Below are 20,047 nucleotides of genomic sequence, written 5' to 3'. Positions count from 1 at the left end.
GGTAGGCTTATCCGAGCAGCGCTTCGACAAATTCGGCAGCCACGAAAGGCTGCAAGTCTTCAATTTTCTCACCGATGCCGATGAAGTACACGGGCACGGGACGCACGCGGGCTATCGCCGCCAGCACGCCGCCCTTGGCGGTGCCGTCCAGCTTGGTGATCACCAGGCCGCTCAATTGCAGGGCATCGTCGAACGCTTTCACTTGCGTGAGGGCGTTCTGGCCCGTATTGCCGTCGATGACGAGCAGGGTTTCATGCGGCGCGCCATCCATGCCCTTGCCGATCACGCGCTTGATTTTCTTCAATTCTTCCATCAGGTGCAACTGCGTCGGCAAGCGTCCCGCCGTATCGACCATCACCACGTCGATGCCGCGCGCCTTCGCCGATTGCACGGAGTCGTAGGCCACGGCGGCCGGGTCGCCCGATTCCTGCGAAATCACGGTGACGTTGTTGCGCTCGCCCCAGACCATCAGCTGTTCGCGCGCGGCGGCGCGGAAGGTGTCGCCCGCAGCCAGCAGCACGGACTGGTTGTTCGACTGCATGTGCTTGGCCAGCTTGCCGATGGTGGTGGTCTTGCCGGCGCCATTCACGCCGGAAATCATCATCACCAGCGGCTTGTGACGGCCCAGCTCGAAGCGCTTTTCCAGTGGCGAGAGCAGCTCGATCAGCAGCACTTTCAGCGCGGCCTTGACGGCGGCGGCGTCGAGCAGCTTGTCTTCCTTGACCTTTTTCTTCAATTCCGTGAGCAGGAATTCCGTGGCGTCGATGCCCGCGTCGGACATCAGCAGGGCCGCTTCCAGCTCTTCGTACAGGGCGTCGTCGATCTTCGCGCCGACGAACAGCACGGACAAGGTGTTCGAGGTTTTCGACAGGCCGGCCTTCAGGCGCGTCATCCACGATTTTTTCTCGGGTTCGGCGGCCACGATCACGGGCACGAGCTCGGCCGGCGCGCCGCTCAGCGGTTCAGCGGACGGGGCTGCTGCTGGCGCGGCAGGCGGCGTAGCGGCGGGAAGGACGAGAGGCTCGGCTGGCGCAGCCTCGGGAGCGATGGGTTTTTTCTTGAAGAAACTAAACATGGATGTGTGGTGGCGGGTGCTGACCTAAGGCCCGGCGGCGCCGGACACTGTTGATCCGGCTATTCTACCAGAGCGCGCCCGGCCCTTCATGCTTTACTGTTCGATTGGCAACATTGCGCGGCTATCCACGGAGATCGCCGCAGTTGCCGCGCTTTCCAGCCGGTTCAGTGGGTTTGCAGGGCGAGCGCCTGATGGCGGCGGCGCCAGTCGGCGATGCTTTCCTCGACTTGCCGCAAGTCCAGCACGTGCAAAAAGGCTGGCGGCTGCTTGTACAGCACGGGACTGCGTCCGCCGGCCCACAATTCCATCTCTGGCGGCAAGCTTGCATGCAGCTGCTGCAGGCTGTCGCGCGTCTGCCGTTGCTTGCTGGCGCTGGAAAACGACAGCGCGACGATGTCGGCCCGCTGCGCGCGGGCGGCCGCGACGATGTCCGTCAGCGGCGTTTCCACCCCCAGCGACATGCAATGGGCGCCGGCCGCCGCGCACAGCGCCTCGGCCATCAGCAGCCCCAGGCCATGGCGCTCCTGCGGCAAGGTGCTGAGGACGATGCGCGGCGTGCGCGTGGACGGGCTGCTTGCTTGCGGCAGGGAAAAGATGGCGTGGCGCATCACCGTTTGCAAGGTTTCGCTATACAGATGCTCTTCATACACGGCCAGGTCGCCGCAAGCCCACGCTTCGCCCACCATGCCCGTGAGGGGGGCGATCACGTCGATGGTGAACGCTTTCAAACCCAGCACGGCCAGCGCCTGGCGCAGGGCGTCGCCCAGTTCCGCCATCTGGTGGCCACGGCACAGCGATAGGTAGTGTTCGAGCTGGGGTGCGGGCGTTGACGGCGCCGCACTGCCGGCGCTGGCCAGCTGCTGCAGTTGCACGGTGCTGTGTTGCATGATTTTTCCCGGACGAAATCCGAGGTCCAGCAGGCGCTTAACCATGCGCAACTTCTGCACTTGCTCGGCCGGATAGCTGCGTTCGCCAAAGGCGTCGCGCTGGGGCTGGGGAAAGGCGTAGCGGCGCTCCCACACACGCAAGGTTTCCTTGGCCAGCCCGGTATCGCGCTCGACATCGCTGATGCTGAAGGCGGAAGTAGGTTGCAGGTCAGTATCCATACCAGGGGGCTTGCTCGCATGCCAAAAGAACGTGGAGTGCATTTTACGCCTTCCGCCGCCCCGGACCAAATAGCTGAATCCGATTGAAAATTGCCGACGTATAAGTTTCTGAACGGCTGAGAGCGCTCATTGACATAAATCAATATTTCATCGATTATCCATGAGGCTTATTTGTCCAGGACAAACTTAACACAGGTGCACTCATGAAAATTGCCGTCGTCGGAGCAGGAATCGCAGGATTGTCGTGTGCCTATCGCCTGGCGCAAGCGGGCCAGGACGTCACCTTGTACGAGGCGGGCGACTATTTTGGCGGCCACAGCCATACGGTGGACGTCACGCTCGATGGCGTCACGCATGGCGTCGACACGGGTTTTCTCGTGTTTAACCACGCCACCTACCCGAACCTGGTGCAGCTGTTTGACGAACTCGGTGTCGAGGCGGCCGACAGCGATATGTCGTTTTCCGTCAAAATGCCGCTGGGCACGGCATCCGATGCGCGCGTGCTGGAATGGGCGGGCGCCAATCTCGATACCGTGTTTACCCAGCGCAGCAACCTGCTGCGCCCCGCCTTTTTGCGCATGCTGCGCGACATCGTGCGCTTCAACCGCCAGGCCAGCGCCCTGGCCACGGCCAGCGTGCCGGCGCCGGCCATGTCGCTGGGCGAATACCTTGACCTGCACAACTATGGCGACGAGTTCCGCCACTGGTATCTGCTGCCGATGGCCGCATGCATCTGGTCGTGCCCGGCGCGCCAGATGCTGGCTTTTCCCTTGGCCACGTTCATCCGTTTCTGCCACAACCATGGCTTGCTGCAAGTGAGTGACCGTCCGCAATGGCGCACGGTGCGGGGCGGATCGCGCGTGTACGTGGAAAAACTGCTGGCCGGCATCCCGCAGCAGCGCCTCGCTTGCCCCGTGCTGGCCGTGCGCCGCCAGCCGCACGGTGGCGCGCGCATGGTCGAGCTGCACACGGCCGCCGGCGTCGAGCATGTCGATCATGTCGTGCTCGCTTGCCACAGCGACCAGTCGCTGGCCCTGCTGGGAGATATCCGCGACGACGAGCGCTCCGTGCTCGAAGCCGTGCGCTACCAGCCCAACCGCGCTGTGCTGCATACGGATGCGTCTTGCCTGCCGCAGCGCCGCAAGGCCTGGTCGGCCTGGAATTACCAGGGCCGGCCGGCCGCGCACGGCGATGCGCCGCAAGTGTGCGTGCATTATTTGCTGAACCAGCTGCAACCCTTGCCCTTTACCACGCCCGTCATCGTGTCGCTTAACCCGCTCGACGAGCCCGCTCCGGCAAGCATCATCGACGAATTTTCGTATGCCCACCCCGTGTTCGATGGCGCGGCCATTGCCGCCCAGGCGCGCCTGGCCGGTTTCCAGGGCGCGCAGCATACGTGGTTCGCGGGCGCCTGGACGGGTTATGGTTTCCACGAGGACGGCTTGAAGTCGGGCCTGGCCGTGGCGCAAATACTCAATGGCATGGCGGCGGCGGAGCTCGGCCATGCCGCGTGATCCATCGCCGCCGCTCCAGCCGCAGCCCCAGCTGTGCCTGGGACAGGTGCGCCATGCGCGACTGCGCCCACGCGCGCATGCTTTTGCTTACGGCATGTTTTATCTGCGCCTGCCCTTGCGCAGCATGGGGGCGCGCGATTTTCCTGCGCGGCTGATGTCGCGCAACGGCGCCAATGTGCTGTCCTTCCGCGACAGCGACCACGGCGATGGCGCGACGCCGCTGCTGGACTGGATCGACGGCTTGCTGCGTGAGCATGGCGTGACGGATGCGGGCGGTGAAATCTGGCTGCAAACCATGCCGCGCATGTTCGGCTATGTCTTCAATCCCGTCAGCTTCTGGTTTTGCCACCGCCCGGATGGCGCGCTGCGCGCCGTGGTCTGCGATGTGCGCAATACCTTTGGCGAGCGCCACCTGTATCTGCTCGAGCAGGGCGGCGCCATCGCATATGGCAGCGAGTTGCGCGCCAATAAAATTTTTCACGTCTCGCCATTTTGCAAGGTGGAAGGAAATTATCGTTTCCATTTCCTGCGCAACAGCGAGCAGGGCGGCGAGCGCCACCTGGCCCGGGTTGACTATGACGACCTCGACGGCCCGCTGCTGCAGACGAGCTTGTCCGGCACGGCGCAGCCGCTGCGCGATGGCGCCATCGCCTGGGCCCTGCTGCGCTATCCGTTGATGACGTTAGGCGTGATGGCGCGCATCCATTGGCAAGCCTTGCGCCTGTGGCTGCGCCGCGTGCCGTTTTTCAGCAAACCCCTTCCACCACAAGAAAAGGTGTCCCGATGAGCTCCGATTCCCTGCCGACCGGCCTGCAGGCGCGCGCCTGCGTCCGTCCCGACCACACGGCCGATCACACGCACCTGGACGTGCCCGCCTCCGGGCGCGTGATCTTGCGCATGCTGCAAAAATTGCAGCATGGTGCCCTGCGCCTGCGCACGCCTGACGGCAGTATCTTGCTGTATGGCGACGGCAGCCACCCCGTCACCCTGGACTTGCACAACTGGCGTTTGTGCTCGGCCGTGCTGCGCTCGGGCGATATCGGCTTTGCGGAAACGTTTATTGCCGGCGACTGGCGCACGGACAATTTGCCGGGCTTGATCGAGCTGATGATACGCAACCGCGCGCAGATCGAATCGCTGATCTACGGTAACTGGTGGGGCAACCTCGTCTACAAGCTGCGGCACTTGCTCAACCGTAATTCGCGGGCCGGCAGCAAGAAGAATATCCACGCCCATTACGACATCGGCAACGCCTTTTATCAGTTGTGGCTCGATCCGTCGATGACGTATTCGAGCGCGCTGTTCAGCGAAGGCGCCAGCCTGGAGCAGGCGCAAGGGGCCAAATACCGGCGCATCGCCGACCAGCTGCAACTGCAGCCGGGCGCCAGGGTGCTGGAAATCGGCTGCGGCTGGGGCGGCTTTGCGGAAACGGCGGCGCGCAGCTACGGCGCCCACGTGACGGGTTTGACTCTATCTACGGAGCAACTTGCCTATGCGCGCCAGCGCCTGCAGGACGCGGGGCTGGCGCAGCAGGCTGATTTGCAACTGTGCGACTACCGCGACAGCGCCGGCCAGTACGACGCCATCGCCTCGATCGAGATGTTCGAAGCCGTGGGGCAAAGCTACTGGCCCGGCTATTTCGAGTGCGTGGCGCGCAACCTGAAGCAGGGCGGACGCGCCTGCATCCAGACCATCGTCATTGCCGACGACTTGTTCGAGCGCTACAGCAAGAGCACGGATTTTATTCAACAGTACATTTTCCCGGGCGGCATGCTGCCGTCGCCGGCCGAGTTTCGCCGCGCCGCCGAGGCGCAGGGTTTGCGCGTGGAAGACGCCTTCAGCTTCGGCCTCGATTACGCGGAAACCTTGCGCCAGTGGCGCGCCAGCTTCCTGGCCCAGCGCACGGCGCTGGAAAAGCAGGGTTTCGATGGCCGTTTCCTGTTGACCTGGGAGTTTTACCTCGCGTATTGCGAGGCCGCCTTCCAGGCGCACAACACGGATGTGATGCAATTTACCCTGATCAAGGACTAACCATGCGCCGCCTGCTTGCCACTGTCGTGCTGTCATTGACCATGTTGGGTGCCGCGGCCGCGCCGCCGGCCTTTATCGCTGCCGACGTGCCCGAAGCCCGGCTGGCGGGCGAGGGCGAATACACGTGGTTCGGCATGCGTATTTATCGGGCGCAACTGTGGGTGGGCCCGCAAGGCTACCAGGGCGCGGCGTCCGAAACGGCGCCGTTTGTGCTGGAATTGCGCTATGCGCGTGCGCTCGACGGCAAGAAGATCGCCGAAGCCAGTCATGAACAGATGCAAAAGTTGGGCGTGGGCACGGAAGCGCAGCGCCTGGCCTGGCTGTCCACCATGCAGCGCATCTTTCCTGACGTTAAGGAAGACCAGCGCATCGCGGGCGTCTACCGGGCCGGCATCGCGCCCGGCGTACGCTTTTACCTCGACGGCAAGGTACTGGCGGACGTGACGGATGGCGACTTCGCGCGTGCATTCTTTGCCATCTGGCTGTCGCCATCGACGACGGCGCCGAAGCTGCGCGCGGCCTTGCTGCAGAGTGCGGCCCCGCTGCCATGAATGCCGTGGGCAGCGCCTTGAGCTTGCCAGCCTTGTTCAGTTATGGCCTGTTCGGCTTGCCGCTGGCCATGCTGGCGCTGCCCATCTATATATATGTCGCGCCGTTTTATGCGCAACGCAGCAGCCTGGATCTGGCGCAGATCGGCGCCGTGCTGCTGGCGGCCCGCATCGCCGCCGCCTTCATCGATCCGGCCTTGGGTGCCTGGATGGCGCGTGGCGGGCGCAGCTATGCCGTATATGTCGGTGCCTCCTTGCCCTTGCTGCTGCTGGGCTTTGGCGCCCTGTTCCATCCACCGGCCATGCGGGAAGCGGCGACCCTGGCCTGGTTCCTGGCTGCCTTGCTGCTCGTCTATACCGCCTATGGCCTGGCCGGCATCGCGCACCAGAGCTGGGGCGCGGCCCTGAGCCAGCTGCGCGCGCAGCGGGCGCGCGTGACGGCCGTGCGCGAAGGCTGCGGCTTGTTCGGTGTGATCCTGGCGGCGGGGCTCACTTCGGTGTTCGGCTATGGCGGCTTGTCGCTGGCCTTTGCTGCCTGCCTGCTGGCGGCGGGCGCGCTGCTGCTGGCGCGCGCCCCGCGTCCCGCCTTGCGCAGCGCCGCAGAAGCGGTTTCCGCCAATGGCTGGAAGCTGCCGTTTCGCCAGCGCGCGTTTCGCTGGCTGTTTGCCGTCCTGCTCGTCAATGGCGTGGCGGCCGCCATCCCCGCCACCCTGTTCCTGTTCTTTGCCACCGACTACTTGCGCCTCGGCCATTACGCTGGACCGTTTTTGATCGTCTACTTTTGCGCGGCGGCAGCCTCGATGCCCGTGTGGGTGGCCCTGGCGCGGCGCTTTGGCGAAGCGCGCGCCTGGGGCGGCGCCATGTTGCTGGCCGCCACCGTGTTTGTCTGGGCGTATGGCCTGGGCGCGGGCGCCGCATGGGGCTTTGCCACGATCTGCCTGCTGTCGGGCCTGGCGCTGGGCGCCGACCTGGCCTTGCCGCCGGCCCTGCTGGCAGGACTGATCGGCGCGGCTGGCCATGCCGGGCGGCACGAAGCCGCGTATTTCGGCTGGTGGAACTGGGGCGTACAGATGAGCCTGGCGCTGGCGGCCGGCATCGCCTTGCCCCTGCTGGCCTGGCTCGGCTATGTGCCTGGCAACAGCAGCGGCGGCTTGCCGGCCCTGTCCGCCGCCTACGCCTTGCTGCCCTGCGCCCTGAAACTGCTGGCCGCGCTGCTGCTGTGGCGCGCGCCTCTACAACATATATATAGTGAAACCGGGGAGTATCGACCATGTATCTGATGAAATGTTGCCGGCGCGGCATGACGGCAGCCGCCTTGCTGCTGGCGCTGGCCGCCTGTTCCACGCCGCCCACGCCTGCCACCTACGCGCAGGAAACACCCAAGCTGGACTTGCAGCAGTACTTCAACGGCACGCTGGACGCCCACGGCATCTTCCAGGACCGCGCCGGCAAGGTGGTCAAGCGCTTCACCGTCGTGATGCGGGCCAGCTGGACGGGCGAGATTGGCACCCTGGACGAGGATTTCACGTATTCCGACGGCAGCAAACAACGGCGCGTGTGGACCTTGCGCAAGACGGCGCCCGGGCGCTTCATCGGCACGGCGCCCGACGTGATCGGGGAAGCCGTCGGCGAAGTGGCCGGCAATGCGCTGCGCTGGCAATACGTGCTGGCGCTGCCCGTCGATGGCACGGTCTACCACGTCGACTTCGAGGACTGGATGTTCCTGATGGATGACAAGGTCATGCTGAACCGCGCCGCCATGAGCAAGTTCGGTTTCAGCCTGGGCGCCGTCACCTTGTCGTTCAGCAAGCGTCCGCAGGCGGTCCCATGAACCGCAAGATCACCAGCTGGGCCGGCAAACATGTGTGGATCATCGGCGCTTCCAGCGGCATCGGCGCCGCGTGCGCGACCTTGCTGCTGGAGCAGGGCGCGAGCGTAGCCTTGTCGGCACGTCACCGCGCCAGCCTCGAGCGACTGTGCGAGGGGCAGCCGCTGGCGCAGGCATTGCCGCTCGATATCACGCAGCACGCGCAGCTGCGGGCCGTCTGCGCGCAATTGCAGCAGCAATGGACGCATATCGACCTGATACTGGTGGTCGCTGGCGGCTATCAGGCCATGCGTGCCGATAGCTTCGACCTTGAGGCGGCCCAGGGCTTGCTGGCGCTGAATGTGGGCGGCGTCTTCAATTGCCTGGACCAGGCCTTGCCGTGGCTATTGCGCCAAGGTAGCGGCGGCATCGGCATCGTCGCCTCGGTGGCCGGTTATGGCGGTTTGCCGAAAGCCCTCGCGTACGGCGCCAGCAAGGCGGCGCTGATCAACCTGACGGAGTCGCTGTATCTGGATCTGCATGCACGCGGAATTGATGTGTATCAAATCAACCCCGGTTTTGTCGCCACGCCTTTGACGGCGGACAACGATTTCACGATGCCAGCTCTGATGACGGCGCAGGACGCGGCCGCCGCCATGCTCGACGGCATCGAGCGGGGCCAGTTCCACATCCACTTTCCCAAACGCTTTACCAATACCATGCGCCTGGCGCGGCTGTTGCCGTACCGCGCCTATTTCTGGCTGATCCGCAAGGTGACGGGCGTATGAGCACAAGTATGCTGGACACGACGGAAGGCGTGGAAGCGGCGCTGGCGCGCCTGGTGGGGTTTTACGAGCACCTGAGCCTGGAAAGCCTGGCCCAGCTGGGCGCCGTGTATGCGCCGAACGCCCATTTCAAGGACCCGTTCAACGAGGTGGTGGGGCATGCCGCCATCCTGGCCATCTTCGAGCACATGTTCGTGCAAGTCGATGCGCCCCGGTTTGTCGTGCTGGAAAGCGTGGGGCAGGGGCAGCAAGCGTTCCTGACGTGGGAGTTTCGCTTCCGCATGAAACGACTGGTATCTGGCGAACAGTGCATTCGTGGCGCAACTCATGTGTGTTTCGATACGCAGGGACGGGTGGTCGTGCATCGCGATTATTGGGATGCGGCGGAAGAATTGTATGAAAAACTGCCGTTGCTGGGCGGTTTCATGCGCATGCTGCGGCGGGCAAGCCAGCGCTAAGGTGGTTTCTTGATGCTTTTAAGCAAAAAATGCAAAAAAGAAAAAGTAAATTGTGCGGAATGGGTCAGGCGAAAACTTGATTTCGGTCAAAGTGTCGTTTTTTAGACACAAATATATCAAAATATTGAGAAGGCAACATTGTAAGAAATTGTTTCAAGTGATGCGCAATTTGCAAGCAAGAGTCGTCCTCATCCGTTCCAATCGGATAACTGAAGCGTAGTCCGGAAAACACGGAAAACATTTCTATGTGAGCAATTTAAATTACCGGAAAGTCAGTAATTCCGTTGCTACTTTGCCTATTTTTCCGACGCGCGCGCCGACGTCGAAAATGGCGCCTACGCCCCTGAATAATGCGGCAACGCACCAAAAACGGGCGCTTTATTTCCCATTTTTGTGCGTTCGGCAGCAAACATTGGCGATGCCGTGTATGCTTCGTCCCGTTTATCCATTATCGCCTGACAAATTGTGCGCTTTGTCGCGTAAATCTTGGAGGGAAAATGACGGGTAAAGCATGTTGACGTTTTAATCACTCGCCTGATACTGTTGCACTAATACAACGGGTGTCGACAAGGCATGCGCTATGATGGAATGGTCAATCAGGCCAATGCATTGGTTGGCAAGGGGCACTGGCTCTGTCGCGTAGTACGGTTGGCGATGGTCGGGATGCCTGAAAAAGCCCTCGGCCTGGTACCGGAAGTAACATGTTGGAACTTGATGGAATGTGAAACGGTCGTTATAGTGCCGCTTCCGGTGCCGTTTGAGCACCGAACCGGCGCACGAATGACGGTCGTTATGCAGCCTTCAAGCTTATCGGTGCAATAGCGTGCCGATACCGATATGAATGTTCCCCTGACCGGAACAGCAATGTGGCAGGTGGAGACCTTGCCCTCACTCATAAAAAGCGCTCTGCTAGAGCGCAGCTCGAGATGCATAGGCTGTATTACTTTTTGCTTCAAAAATTAAAGGAAATCGCAATGAAAAAAACTCTGATCACCCTGGCAGTTCTGGCAGCAGCCACTGGCGTAGCCCAAGCTCAATCGAGCGTTGTCATCTACGGTACCGTTGACGCTGGTTTCGTCAGCGAGCGCGGCGGTGTTAACGGCAACGTTAACAAACTGGACAGCGGCATTGCTTCGGCTTCCCGTATCGGCTTCAAAGGCACCGAAGATCTGGGCAGCGGCCTGTCGGCACTGTTCGTTCTGGAATCGGGCTTCGGCGTTGACAACGGTCAACAAGACGTTGCTGGTACCTTGTTCAATCGTCAAGCTTACGTTGGTCTGAGCAGCAAAACGACCGGTACCTTGACCCTGGGTCGTCAATACACCCCTTGGTACAACACCCTGTCGAAAGTTGCTGATCCATTCGCAGCTGGCTACGCTGGTTCCGCTAAAAACTTGTTCCCAGCGAACACCCGCACCAGCAACACCGTGCTGTACACCTCGCCAAACTTCAACGGCTTTGACGCTGACGTGGCTTACACCTTCGGCGAAAACGCTGAGTCGAACAAAATCGGCCGCAAAATCGGCGCGTCGGCTGGCTACTCGAACGGTCCTCTGAACGCTCGTATCGCTTACAACAACACCAGCAACGACACCGCGCTGACCGAAACCGGTAGCGGCCGTAACTGGTTGGCTGCAGCTAACTACGACTTCGCAGTTGCTAAAGCTTACGTCGCATACGGCGTGAACAAAGGCCAAAACAGCGCCATCCGCAACAACGGCAACGTTAACGCGTTTGACTACACTTCGGCTGGCTTCAGCACCGACAGCACCACCGCCCTGATCGGCGCAACGGTACCAGTTGGTCCAGCAGGCACCGTGATGGCTTCGATCATCCACGTGAACGACAAAAACAGCGCAAACGCCGATGCTAACCAGTTCTCGCTGGGCTACTCGTACGCTCTGTCGAAGCGCACCAGCACCTACGCTTCGTACGCTAAAATCTCGAACAAAAACAACGCTGGCTACACCGTTGGTAACAACAGCAATGTTGGTACGGGCGACAAAGCCTTCAACGTTGGCGTTCGTCACTCGTTCTAATATTCGCGCAAGCGAAGCTTAGTTCCGCTGCCAGCATCCCTTCGGGGATGCTGATAAGCAAGGAAACGCGTCTCCAGGCTAGTCCTGGCGGCGCGTTTTTGCATTGGCGGCGCCAGTTATAATGGCGCCGTTACTCAAGTAAAGGAATGCCATGTATTCATACCCATCGCCGCGTCTGGCTGCCATGCTGGCCGCGCTGCTGCTGGCTGGCGCCACGGGCGCCGCTGCCGCTGCCGTCAAGGGCAAGAAGCCGGCCGGACTGGAGCGCTACGGCGTGGCCGTCTACTCCGACCTGTGCCTGCAAAAGGATAGCGGCGAAATCGGCGGCCAGCGCGTCACCTTGCACCGCTTTGCCGAGGCCGATTCCGTCATCTATGAATTCACGGCCGGCGCGCTGAGCTGGCCCATCGTGGCCAACGACGTCAACCTGGACGCCGCCACGGGCGTTTTCGACTTCACCATCGCCGGCGCCGACAGCGAAGAGCGCACCATCGTCGGCAAGTTTTCCAAGGATGGCCAGACCCTGACCCTGGAAGGCGATTACTGCGGCGGCAACGTGCGCATGCCGATGAAATTGAGCCGCGTGCGCGATTTCGGCCGTCCCCTGAAAAACTGCACGCCATGCCCGCCGATGCCGCAAGCGCCGGCCGAGCCAGTGCCTGCCGAGGAAAGCGCGACTGTGCCCGCAGCCTGAGCGATTGCCGCTGTCAAAAAGAAAAAGGCCCGGTATCGACCGGGCCTTTGTTATTTGCAGCGTTGCAAGGAGCTTATTTGGCCGCCTGCGCCTTTTCCGCCGTGGCGCGGATGGTGGCCAGGGTCGCGTTCGGCGTGATCAGGTTGCCGTCGTAGCGCAGCTCGATCAGGGCCGGCAAGTTGTGCGCCTTGGCGTGCGCCAGCGCCCGTTGCAGGGCCGGGGCGAACTCTTCCGTCGTATTCACCACTTCGCCATGCGCGCCGTACGCTTGCGCCAGTGCCGCGAAATCCGGGTTGTGCAGGGTCGTGCCCGACACGCGGCCCGGGTAATCGCGCTCCTGGTGCATGCGGATGGTGCCGAACATCTGGTTATTGAAGACGATGATGACCACGCCCGCCTGGTATTGCACGGCCGTGGCCAGTTCCTGGCCATTCATCATGTATTCGCCATCGCCGGCAAACGTGATCACGGTGCGTTCCGGATGGACGATCTTGGCCGCCACGCCTGACGGCACGCCGTAGCCCATGGCGCCGTTGGTTGGCGCCAACTGGGTGCGCATGCCGCCGTAGCGGTAGAAACGGTGGGCCCACGAAGCGTAGTTGCCGGCGCCATTCGTCAGGATGGTGTCGGGCGGCACTTGCGCCATGATCTCCTGCGTCACTTGCCACAGGTCCAGCGGCGCCTGGCCATCCTGGAAGATGGGCGGGCGCTCCTGGTAGGCGGCCAGCTCGGCCTTGGCTTCGGCCGGCGTATGTTTCCATGCGGAAGCATCGACGGGGGCCATGGCGGCCAGCATGGCGCACACTTGCGGCATGCCGCTGTTGATCATCAGCTCAGCTTGGTAGACGCTGCCCAGTTCCTCTGCATCCGTATGGATGTGCACGAGGCGCTGGCGCGGCACGGGCGAATCGAACAGGGTGTAGCCGCCCGTCGTCATCTCGCCCAGGCGCGGGCCGATGGCGATCACCAGGTCGGCATTTTTCACGCGCGCGGCCAGTTTCGGGTTGATGCCGATGCCGACGTCGCCGGTGTAGTTCGGGTGTGCATTGTCGAGCAAGTCCTGGAAGCGGAAGGCGCAGGCGACGGGCAGGTGGTTGCTTTCCGCGAACTGCTGCAGGTCGGCGCAGGCCTGCGGCGTCCAGGTGGCACCGCCCAGCAAGACCAGCGGCTGCTTCGCGGTGGCCAGCATGCCGCGCAGTTGCTGCATTTGCGCGTCGGATGGTGCCGCCTGCACCGGCTGGTAGGCGCGCGTGTCGGCCACCGTGGCCAGCGAGATCAGCATGTCTTCCGGCAGGGCCAGCACGACGGGGCCGGGGCGCCCGCTGGTGGCCACCTGGAAGGCGCGCGCCAGGTATTCGGGGATGCGTTCGGCGCGGTCGATCTGCGCCACCCACTTGGCCATCTGGCCATACATGCGGCGGTAGTCGATTTCCTGGAACGCTTCGCGGTCGACGAAATCGTTGCCCACCTGGCCGATGAACAGGATCATCGGCGTGGAATCCTGGTAAGCCGTGTGCACGCCGATCGAGGCATTGGTGGCGCCCGGTCCGCGCGTGACGAAGCAGATGCCCGGCTTGCCCGTCAGCTTGCCGTAGGCTTCGGCCATGAAGGCGGCGCCGCCTTCCTGGCGGTTGATGATGAAGCGGATGCCCGAGTCGTGCAGGGCGTCGAGCACGTCCAGGTAGCTTTCGCCAGGCACGCCAAAAGCGGTGTCGACACCGTGGATCTGCAGGGCATCGACCAGGATCTGGCCGCCGGTACGGGATTGTTGCGTCATGTTCGGCTCTTTATATTCTAGTGGGTGGCAAAGAAATGGGGCAAGCGGTACGCATGCGCCTGCATGCAAGCAGCTTGCCTCATTCTATGTGAGCCGATTTGGCCCGGCTTTTGAAATGGCGACATCGAATTACACAATCCCCCGGCCGGTGCGGCGCGCTTTTGCAGAAACATGCTGCGGCGCGGTACAATGGCGGGTGAAGCAGGCCAGACAGTCGCTGGCCGGCGCAGCAATGCGCTGGCGGGAGGAAGGTCCGGACTCCATAGAGCGGGGTGACGGTTAACGGCCGTCCGCTGAAAGCCTACTCGACGTACTTGTACGGAGAGGGGGTATAAGGCGAGGAATAGGGCCACAGAGACGAGCGTATTAAGTTACGGTGAAACGCGGTAACCTCCACCTGGTGCAATTTCAAATAGGCACGCGATGATGCTGCTCGCGGAGCGTGCGGGTAGAAAGCTTGAGCGCCCGAGTAATCTGGCGCCTAGAGGAATGACTGTCATAGCGCCGACCTGCAAGGGAAGGCGCCGTAACAAAATCCGGCCTATCGGCCTGCTTCACTTGAATTCCTGCTCCCTGGTCTGCCAGGGAGCATCTCGGACGCAGCAGCTTTGCCTGCTGCGCGCCAACCAAAAAGCCCCCGCAACGGGGCTTTTTTTGTTTCTAAAAATAGTGCGGCGAAGATAAAGTTGTATATACAACTAAAGTGAACAATTGGTTAAAGTTTCTTGGTTCTAATTAATTGCCGCATTGCAAAAATAGTTTTCCCGCATCAGGTCAACCCCGTAAAACAGGGCCGGTACGCGCCGTGGACGATTATTTTTTGCTTTAAACCAAGTCTTTCACTGCGCTGGATTGCTGTTGTGCCTGGATGAGGAAATTATTGTCATGTGTCAACTAACTGTAAAAAATTCAATTATTTGATTTCGTTTTTTTCGATGTTTACGGTAGGAAAACACATGTGTGCAGATGAGGTAGCACATTCACTATCTTTCATAAGTATCTAATTTATCGATATATTTTTATTTGAGACTCCTTCAACGATATGCGCTAAGTCCTTAATTTCATTAATAAAATTCCTGTTTTGCCAATCGGAAACCGCTTGACCACTATCTTTGCTTCCTCTAAAGTGGGCAACTGTGTGAAAAAGTGTGTTTTTGTGGGAAATTTTCCCTTTTTATCGTGATGCGCAAGCATCGCAACCCAAGCTCAAAAAAGGTCTTCCGTGTTTCAAGGCGCGTCCGCAATCAATCTCGATGCCAAAGGCAGGATGTCTATCCCTGCCAAGCACCGTGACGCGCTGGCGATTCAATGCGAAGGCCGTTTGACCCTGACCAAACACCCCGATGGCTGCCTGCTGTTTTTCCCCCGTCCCGTGTGGGAAAGCCACCGCCAGCAAATCGCCGCCTGGCCCATGTCGGCGCGCGCCTGGCAGCGCATCTTCCTCGGCAACGCCGTCGACGTCGAGCTGGACTCGGCCGGCCGCGTGCTGATCTCACCCGAATTGCGCAACGCCGTCGGGCTGGCGCGCGAAGTGATGATGATCGGCATGGGCAGCCACTTTGAAATATGGGATGCCGCCAAATTGGCCGACAAAGAACAGCAGGCGATCGATGCCGGCACCCCCGATGTACTTTCCAATTTTTCTTTCTAAGGCTCCGTAATGACACAACTCACGGTGCCGGAATTTCAGCATCGCACGGTGCTGCTCGATGAAGCGGTCGATGCCCTCGACCTGACGGGCGACCGCGCGCACGGCGTTTACGTCGATGGCACGTTTGGCCGCGGCGGCCATAGCCGCTTGATTTTGTCGCGCCTGGCCAATGACGCGCGCCTGATCGGCTTCGACAAGGATTTGCAAGCGATTGCCACGGCCGAGCAGATCGCCGACCCCCGTTTCCAGATCGTCCATGACAGCTTTGCCACCATGACGGCCAGCCTGGCCGAACGCGGCGTGCGGCAGGTGGACGGCATTTTGCTCGACCTGGGCATCTCGTCGCCGCAGGTCGACGACGCGGCGCGCGGTTTCAGCTTCCGCAACGACGGACCGCTGGACATGCGCATGGATACCACGCGCGGCATCTCCGCAGCCGAATGGCTGGCGGTGGAAACCGAGCAGAATTTAGAGAAAGTGATACGCGATTATGGGGAAGAACGGTTTGCTTTTCAGATTGCAAAGGCGATTGTTGCTGGCCGGGCAGTCCAGCCAATTTCAAGCACACGACAGCTTGCCGGCATCGTGGCAGGCGCCGTCAAGACCCGCGAGAAGGGTAAGGACCCCGCTACCCGCACCTTTCAGGCCATACGCATTTTCATTAACAAAGAGCTCGAGGATCTCGAGATCGGCCTGAACCAGGCGTATGCCTGCCTGGCGCCCGGCGCGCGCATGGCCGTGATCAGCTTTCACTCGCTGGAAGACCGCATGGTCAAGCGCTTCTTCGCCTCGAAGGCGAACGTGGAGCAGCCTGACCGCCGCCTGCCGATCCGCGCGGTCGACTTGCCGCAGCCGGAAATGAAGCTGATTTCGAAGATGAAGCCGTCCGACGCCGAGATCGAGGGCAATCCGCGCTCGCGTTCGGCCGTGATGCGCGTGGCGCAGCGTTTGCCGCTGGCCTCCACTGCAAATGGCGGCGCCCGATGACTGGCAAGCTGTGTGTCGTGCTGTCGGCCCTGCTGGTGTGCTGCGGCCTGTCGCTGGTGAACGCGCAGTATCAGTCGCGCCACCTGCTGATCGACCTGGAACGCGCGCAAGCGCTGTCGCGCCAGCTCGACATCGACTGGGCGCAACTGCAGCTGGACCAGTCCACTTTGGGCAAGCATGAACGCATCGAATCGATCGCGCGGCGCGACCTGAGCATGACGCCGCTGACGGCGGCGCGTACGCAATACCTGACGGAGGGCGAATAATGAAGTTGGGCGGTAATAGCAACGGCCGGGTGGCGGCATCGAAAGGCGTGCCATTCTCGAAGAACCCCGTACTGGCGGTGCGTCTGCCCGTCTGGCGTTCGCGCGTCGTGCTGTTCCTGCTGTTCTTCGCTTTCGCCGGCCTGGGCGCGCGCGCGCTGTGGCTGCAGGGCGTGTCGACGCAGTTCCTGCAAAAGCAGGGCAAGGCGCGCTATGAGCGCACGCTGGAATTGCCGGCCACGCGCGGCAAGATCACCGACCGCAATGGCCAGGTGCTCGCTTCGTCCGTGCCCGTGAAAGCCATCTGGGCCATTCCCGACGACGTGCTGCAGGCATCGCCCGAAAAAATCAATGCGCTGGCCGGCCTGCTGGAAATGAACGTCAACGAATTGCGCAAGAAGCTCGATTCGGACCGCAGCTTCGTTTACCTGAAACGCCAGGTCGAGATGGACGTGGCGGACAAGATCTCCAAGCTGGGCATCGACGGCATCGACGAGCGCAAGGAATACAAGCGCTTCTATCCGCAGGGCGAAGTGATGACCCACGTGGTCGGCTTTACCAACGTGGAAGACGTGGGCCAGGAAAGCATGGAACTGGCGCAGCAAAAAACCCTCGTCGGCACCACCGGCAGCCGCCGCGTGATCAAGGACCGCCTGGGCCACATCGTCGAAGACATCGGCTTCATCCACGAACCGCATGACGGCAAGGACCTGACCCTGTCCGTCGACAGCAAGATCCAGTACATCGCCTTCACGCAGCTGAAGGAAGCGGTGGAGAAATTCAATGCCAAGGCCGGCGGCGCCGTGGTGCTCGACGTGCACACGGGAGAAGTGCTGGCCCTGGCCAATTATCCGAGCTACGACCCGAACGACCGCCGCAAGCTCACGGGCCAGCAGCTGCGCAACCGCGTCATGACCGATACCTTCGAACCCGGTTCGACCCTGAAGCCGATCACGGTCTCGCTGGCGCTCGACACGGGCCGGGTCAAGCCGGGTACCCTGATCGACACGGGCCCGGGCCGCTATACCATCGCCGACCGCACGATCACCGACACCAAGCCGCACGGCGTGATCAATGTCTCGGAAATCATCGAGATGTCGTCGAACATCGGTACCTCGAAAATCGCGCTGGGCATGCCGTCGCAGGAAATGTGGGAAATGTTTACCAAGGTGGGCTTCGGCCAGCAGCCGAAATGGGGTTTCCCCGGCGCCGTGGCCGGCCGTGTGCGTCCATACAAATCGTGGCGTCCGGTGGAACAGGCCACCATGAGCTACGGTAACGGCATTTCCGTCTCGCTGATCCAGTTGGCGCGCTCTTACATGATGTTCGCGCGCGACGGCGACACGATTCCCCTGTCGTTCCAGAAGGTCAATGAACTGCCCGTGGGCCAGCAGGTGATCAAGCCGAAGACGGCCGCCGAAATGCGCGCCATGCTCGAACTCGTCGTCTCCGGCGCGCACGGCTCGGCCAAGCGCGCCCAGGTCGCCGGTTACCGCGTGGGCGGCAAGACGGGTACCGCCTATAAAGTGGAAAATGGCCGTTATGCGATGCCGCGCAAATACATCGGCTCTTTCGTGGGCATGGTGCCTATGTCGGCGCCGCGCTTCATCATTGCCGTGATGATCGATGAACCGACCGGCCCAGCCCACTATGGCGGCCAGGTTGCCGCTCCCGCTTTCGCGGCGATTGCGACCAACGCGCTGCGCGCGATGAACGTACCGCCCGATTCCTCCGTTACCGAAATCGTGGTCCCGGCCAATGCCGGCCCGGAGGCCATGTGAAGTCGCTCATGACCATACAAGACATCAGTTTGTGGATCAAAACGGCTGCCCCGTCCGGGCAGCTTACGTCCGATTCGCGCCGCGTGCAGCGCGGCGACGTGTTTTTCGCCTATGCGGGCGCCACCGATTTCATCGCCGCCGCCATCGAGCAGGGCGCCGCCGCCATCGTGCATGACGCCGTGGAATGGAACGCCGCATGGAGCCAAGTGCCGCACCTGCTGGTCAGCGACCTGAAACGCCTGGCCGGCCCCGTGGCGCATGCTTTTTACGGCATGCCCGACAGCGCCATGTTCAGCGCCGGCGTGACGGGCACGAATGGCAAGACCTCGTGCGCGCTGTGGCTGGCGCAAGCGCTGGCGCGCCTGGGTGAAACATCGTCCGTCATCGGGACGTTGGGCGTCGGCCTGTGCAAGCCGCGCGGCGCCATCGAATTCGACGTCACCGGCTACACGACGCCGGACGCCGTGCTGCTGGCGCGCAAACTGGCCGCGATGCGCGACGCCGGCGCCAAGGCCGTTGCCATCGAAGTGTCGTCGATCGGCCTGGACCAGGACCGCGCGGCCGGCATGCATTTCGACGTGGCCATGTTTACCAATCTGACGCGCGACCACCTCGACTACCATGGCGACATGGCGGCTTACGAGGCGGCCAAAGTCAAACTGTTCGACTGGCCCGGCCTGAAAACGGCCGTCATCAACCTGGACGACCCCATGGGCCTGCGCCTGGTGCGCCACGTGGATGGCAAGCTGTCCGGCGAATATCCGGTCATCGGCTACACCTTGCAGGATGCGGCAGCCTTGCCCGACTTGCCGGGTGTGCTGATGCTGCGCGCCAGCCAGTTCCGCAGCCGCAATGCCGGCACCGACTTCCATCTGGAATGCGCGCTCGGTGTGGCGCTGGTCAAGACGCAGCTGGTGGGCCACTTCAATATCAGCAACGCGCTGGCCGTGCTGGGCGCCTTGCTGGCGCACGGCACCGGCCTGCGCGCGGCCATCGACGGCATCGAATCGCTGCAGCCGGCCCCGGGCCGCATGCAGCAGGTGGGCGGCCAGGAAGCGCCGATGGTCGTCATCGATTACGCGCATACGCCGGACGCATTGGAAAAAACCCTGGCTGCCTTGCGCCAGGTGGCGCAGGAGCGTGGCGGCCAGCTGTGGTGCGTGTTCGGCTGCGGCGGCGACCGCGATCCGGGCAAGCGTCCGCAGATGGGCGCCATCGCGCAGCTGGCCGATCACGTGCTGGTCACCAGCGACAATCCGCGCAGTGAAGATCCGCACGCGATCATCGCGCAGATCGTCGCCGGCATGCGCGCAGACGGCCCGCAGCCGCAAGCCATCGAAGACCGCGCCGCCGCGATCCTGTCTGCCATCAAGCACGCGGCAAAGCCGGACGTGATCCTGTTGGCGGGCAAGGGCCATGAGCCGTACCAGGAAATCAAGGGCAAGAAACTGCCGTTCTCCGACGCCGACCATGCGCAGCTGGCCCTGTCCGCGCGCCTGACGATGATGAGGACGAACTGATGGATCGCCTG

At 62.1% G+C, this 20,047-nt stretch carries 18 protein-coding genes and 1 other RNA gene; 16 read left to right on the top strand and 3 right to left on the bottom strand.

The annotated features are described in order from the left end of the window. Nucleotides 1-7 precede the first annotated feature (7 nt). Both ftsY and AC54AG_RS27435 read right to left on the bottom strand, forming a co-directional pair. On the bottom strand, nucleotides 8-1,075 hold the full coding sequence (ftsY, locus tag AC54AG_RS27440) for a signal recognition particle-docking protein FtsY (RefSeq protein ID WP_331778604.1): 1,068 nt from the start codon (nucleotides 1,073-1,075) through the stop codon (nucleotides 8-10). A gap of 164 nt (nucleotides 1,076-1,239) precedes the next feature. After that, nucleotides 1,240-2,181 carry a MerR family transcriptional regulator gene (locus tag AC54AG_RS27435; RefSeq protein WP_072456900.1) on the bottom strand — a complete coding sequence of 314 codons (942 nt, stop codon included), beginning with the start codon at nucleotides 2,179-2,181 and terminating at the stop codon, nucleotides 1,240-1,242. Nucleotides 2,182-2,384: 203 nt separating this feature from the next. On the opposite strand from AC54AG_RS27435, the gene AC54AG_RS27430 reads away from it, so the two are divergent. The 10 genes from AC54AG_RS27430 to AC54AG_RS27385 all read left to right on the top strand — a co-directional run bounded on the left by AC54AG_RS27430 (nucleotide 2,385) and on the right by AC54AG_RS27385 (nucleotide 12,057). Beyond that, a complete protein-coding gene (locus AC54AG_RS27430) occupies nucleotides 2,385-3,695 on the top strand; it encodes an NAD(P)/FAD-dependent oxidoreductase (RefSeq protein WP_034748929.1) in 1,311 nt (436 codons plus the stop codon). Continuing rightward, nucleotides 3,685-4,482, top strand: a complete 798-nt coding sequence (locus AC54AG_RS27425; RefSeq protein ID WP_496632484.1) for a DUF1365 domain-containing protein — start codon at nucleotides 3,685-3,687, stop codon at nucleotides 4,480-4,482. The genes AC54AG_RS27430 and AC54AG_RS27425 overlap by 11 nt, the downstream gene beginning before the upstream one ends. After that, the gene (locus AC54AG_RS27420; RefSeq protein ID WP_496632482.1) at nucleotides 4,479-5,726 is read left to right on the top strand and encodes a class I SAM-dependent methyltransferase; all 1,248 of its coding nucleotides are present in this window, start codon (nucleotides 4,479-4,481) and stop codon (nucleotides 5,724-5,726) included. Before AC54AG_RS27425 ends, AC54AG_RS27420 begins: the two co-directional genes overlap by 4 nt. A 2-nt stretch (nucleotides 5,727-5,728) precedes the next feature. Next, nucleotides 5,729-6,277, top strand: coding sequence for a chalcone isomerase family protein (locus AC54AG_RS27415; protein ID WP_496632480.1), 549 nt, complete (start codon nucleotides 5,729-5,731; stop codon nucleotides 6,275-6,277). Further along, the gene (locus tag AC54AG_RS27410; protein WP_496632478.1) at nucleotides 6,274-7,554 is read left to right on the top strand and encodes an MFS transporter; all 1,281 of its coding nucleotides are present in this window, start codon (nucleotides 6,274-6,276) and stop codon (nucleotides 7,552-7,554) included. Before AC54AG_RS27415 ends, AC54AG_RS27410 begins: the two co-directional genes overlap by 4 nt. Next, nucleotides 7,545-8,105 (top strand): DUF3833 domain-containing protein, encoded by a 561-nt coding sequence (locus AC54AG_RS27405; protein ID WP_319993364.1) that lies wholly within the window; start codon nucleotides 7,545-7,547, stop codon nucleotides 8,103-8,105. Before AC54AG_RS27410 ends, AC54AG_RS27405 begins: the two co-directional genes overlap by 10 nt. Then, nucleotides 8,102-8,869: an SDR family NAD(P)-dependent oxidoreductase gene (locus tag AC54AG_RS27400; RefSeq protein WP_034748911.1), complete on the top strand. Its 768-nt coding sequence runs from the start codon at nucleotides 8,102-8,104 to the stop codon at nucleotides 8,867-8,869. The genes AC54AG_RS27405 and AC54AG_RS27400 overlap by 4 nt, the downstream gene beginning before the upstream one ends. Further along, nucleotides 8,866-9,324 (top strand): nuclear transport factor 2 family protein, encoded by a 459-nt coding sequence (locus tag AC54AG_RS27395; RefSeq protein ID WP_496632476.1) that lies wholly within the window; start codon nucleotides 8,866-8,868, stop codon nucleotides 9,322-9,324. The genes AC54AG_RS27400 and AC54AG_RS27395 overlap by 4 nt, the downstream gene beginning before the upstream one ends. Nucleotides 9,325-10,298: 974 nt before the next feature. After that, a complete protein-coding gene (locus AC54AG_RS27390) occupies nucleotides 10,299-11,363 on the top strand; it encodes a porin (protein WP_034748905.1) in 1,065 nt (354 codons plus the stop codon). Between the two features lie 151 nt (nucleotides 11,364-11,514). Next, nucleotides 11,515-12,057, top strand: coding sequence for a hypothetical protein (locus tag AC54AG_RS27385; RefSeq protein WP_034748904.1), 543 nt, complete (start codon nucleotides 11,515-11,517; stop codon nucleotides 12,055-12,057). Nucleotides 12,058-12,130: 73 nt separating this feature from the next. On the opposite strand, the gene AC54AG_RS27380 is transcribed toward AC54AG_RS27385, so the two are convergent. Beyond that, complete coding sequence (locus AC54AG_RS27380) at nucleotides 12,131-13,834, bottom strand: thiamine pyrophosphate-binding protein (protein WP_219330124.1); 1,704 nt, start codon at nucleotides 13,832-13,834, stop codon at nucleotides 12,131-12,133. 198 nt (nucleotides 13,835-14,032) lie between these two features. On the opposite strand from AC54AG_RS27380, the gene rnpB reads away from it, so the two are divergent. The 6 genes from rnpB to AC54AG_RS27350 all read left to right on the top strand — a co-directional run bounded on the left by rnpB (nucleotide 14,033) and on the right by AC54AG_RS27350 (nucleotide 20,036). After that, nucleotides 14,033-14,394, top strand: an RNA gene (gene rnpB, locus AC54AG_RS27375) — RNase P RNA component class A. A 662-nt stretch (nucleotides 14,395-15,056) separates the two neighbouring features. After that, nucleotides 15,057-15,485, top strand: a complete 429-nt coding sequence (gene mraZ / locus AC54AG_RS27370; protein WP_034748899.1) for a division/cell wall cluster transcriptional repressor MraZ — start codon at nucleotides 15,057-15,059, stop codon at nucleotides 15,483-15,485. 9 nt (nucleotides 15,486-15,494) lie between these two features. Then, nucleotides 15,495-16,472, top strand: coding sequence for a 16S rRNA (cytosine(1402)-N(4))-methyltransferase RsmH (gene rsmH / locus AC54AG_RS27365; RefSeq protein ID WP_331778597.1), 978 nt, complete (start codon nucleotides 15,495-15,497; stop codon nucleotides 16,470-16,472). Then, on the top strand, nucleotides 16,469-16,738 hold the full coding sequence (gene ftsL, locus AC54AG_RS27360; protein WP_034748894.1) for a cell division protein FtsL: 270 nt from the start codon (nucleotides 16,469-16,471) through the stop codon (nucleotides 16,736-16,738). The genes rsmH and ftsL overlap by 4 nt, the downstream gene beginning before the upstream one ends. Beyond that, entirely contained in the window at nucleotides 16,738-18,516 is a 1,779-nt protein-coding gene (locus AC54AG_RS27355) for a peptidoglycan D,D-transpeptidase FtsI family protein (RefSeq protein WP_034748891.1), read from the top strand. The genes ftsL and AC54AG_RS27355 overlap by 1 nt, the downstream gene beginning before the upstream one ends. Nucleotides 18,517-18,524: 8 nt before the next feature. Beyond that, on the top strand, nucleotides 18,525-20,036 hold the full coding sequence (locus AC54AG_RS27350) for a UDP-N-acetylmuramoyl-L-alanyl-D-glutamate--2,6-diaminopimelate ligase (RefSeq protein WP_070305669.1): 1,512 nt from the start codon (nucleotides 18,525-18,527) through the stop codon (nucleotides 20,034-20,036). The last annotated feature ends 11 nt before the right edge of the window (nucleotides 20,037-20,047 follow it).

The sequence above is a fragment of the Janthinobacterium sp. BCJ23 genome (genome assembly GCF_059617945.1).
Note: the sequence above shows the minus strand (reverse complement) of the source record. Positions and strands in the feature narration are given on the sequence as shown.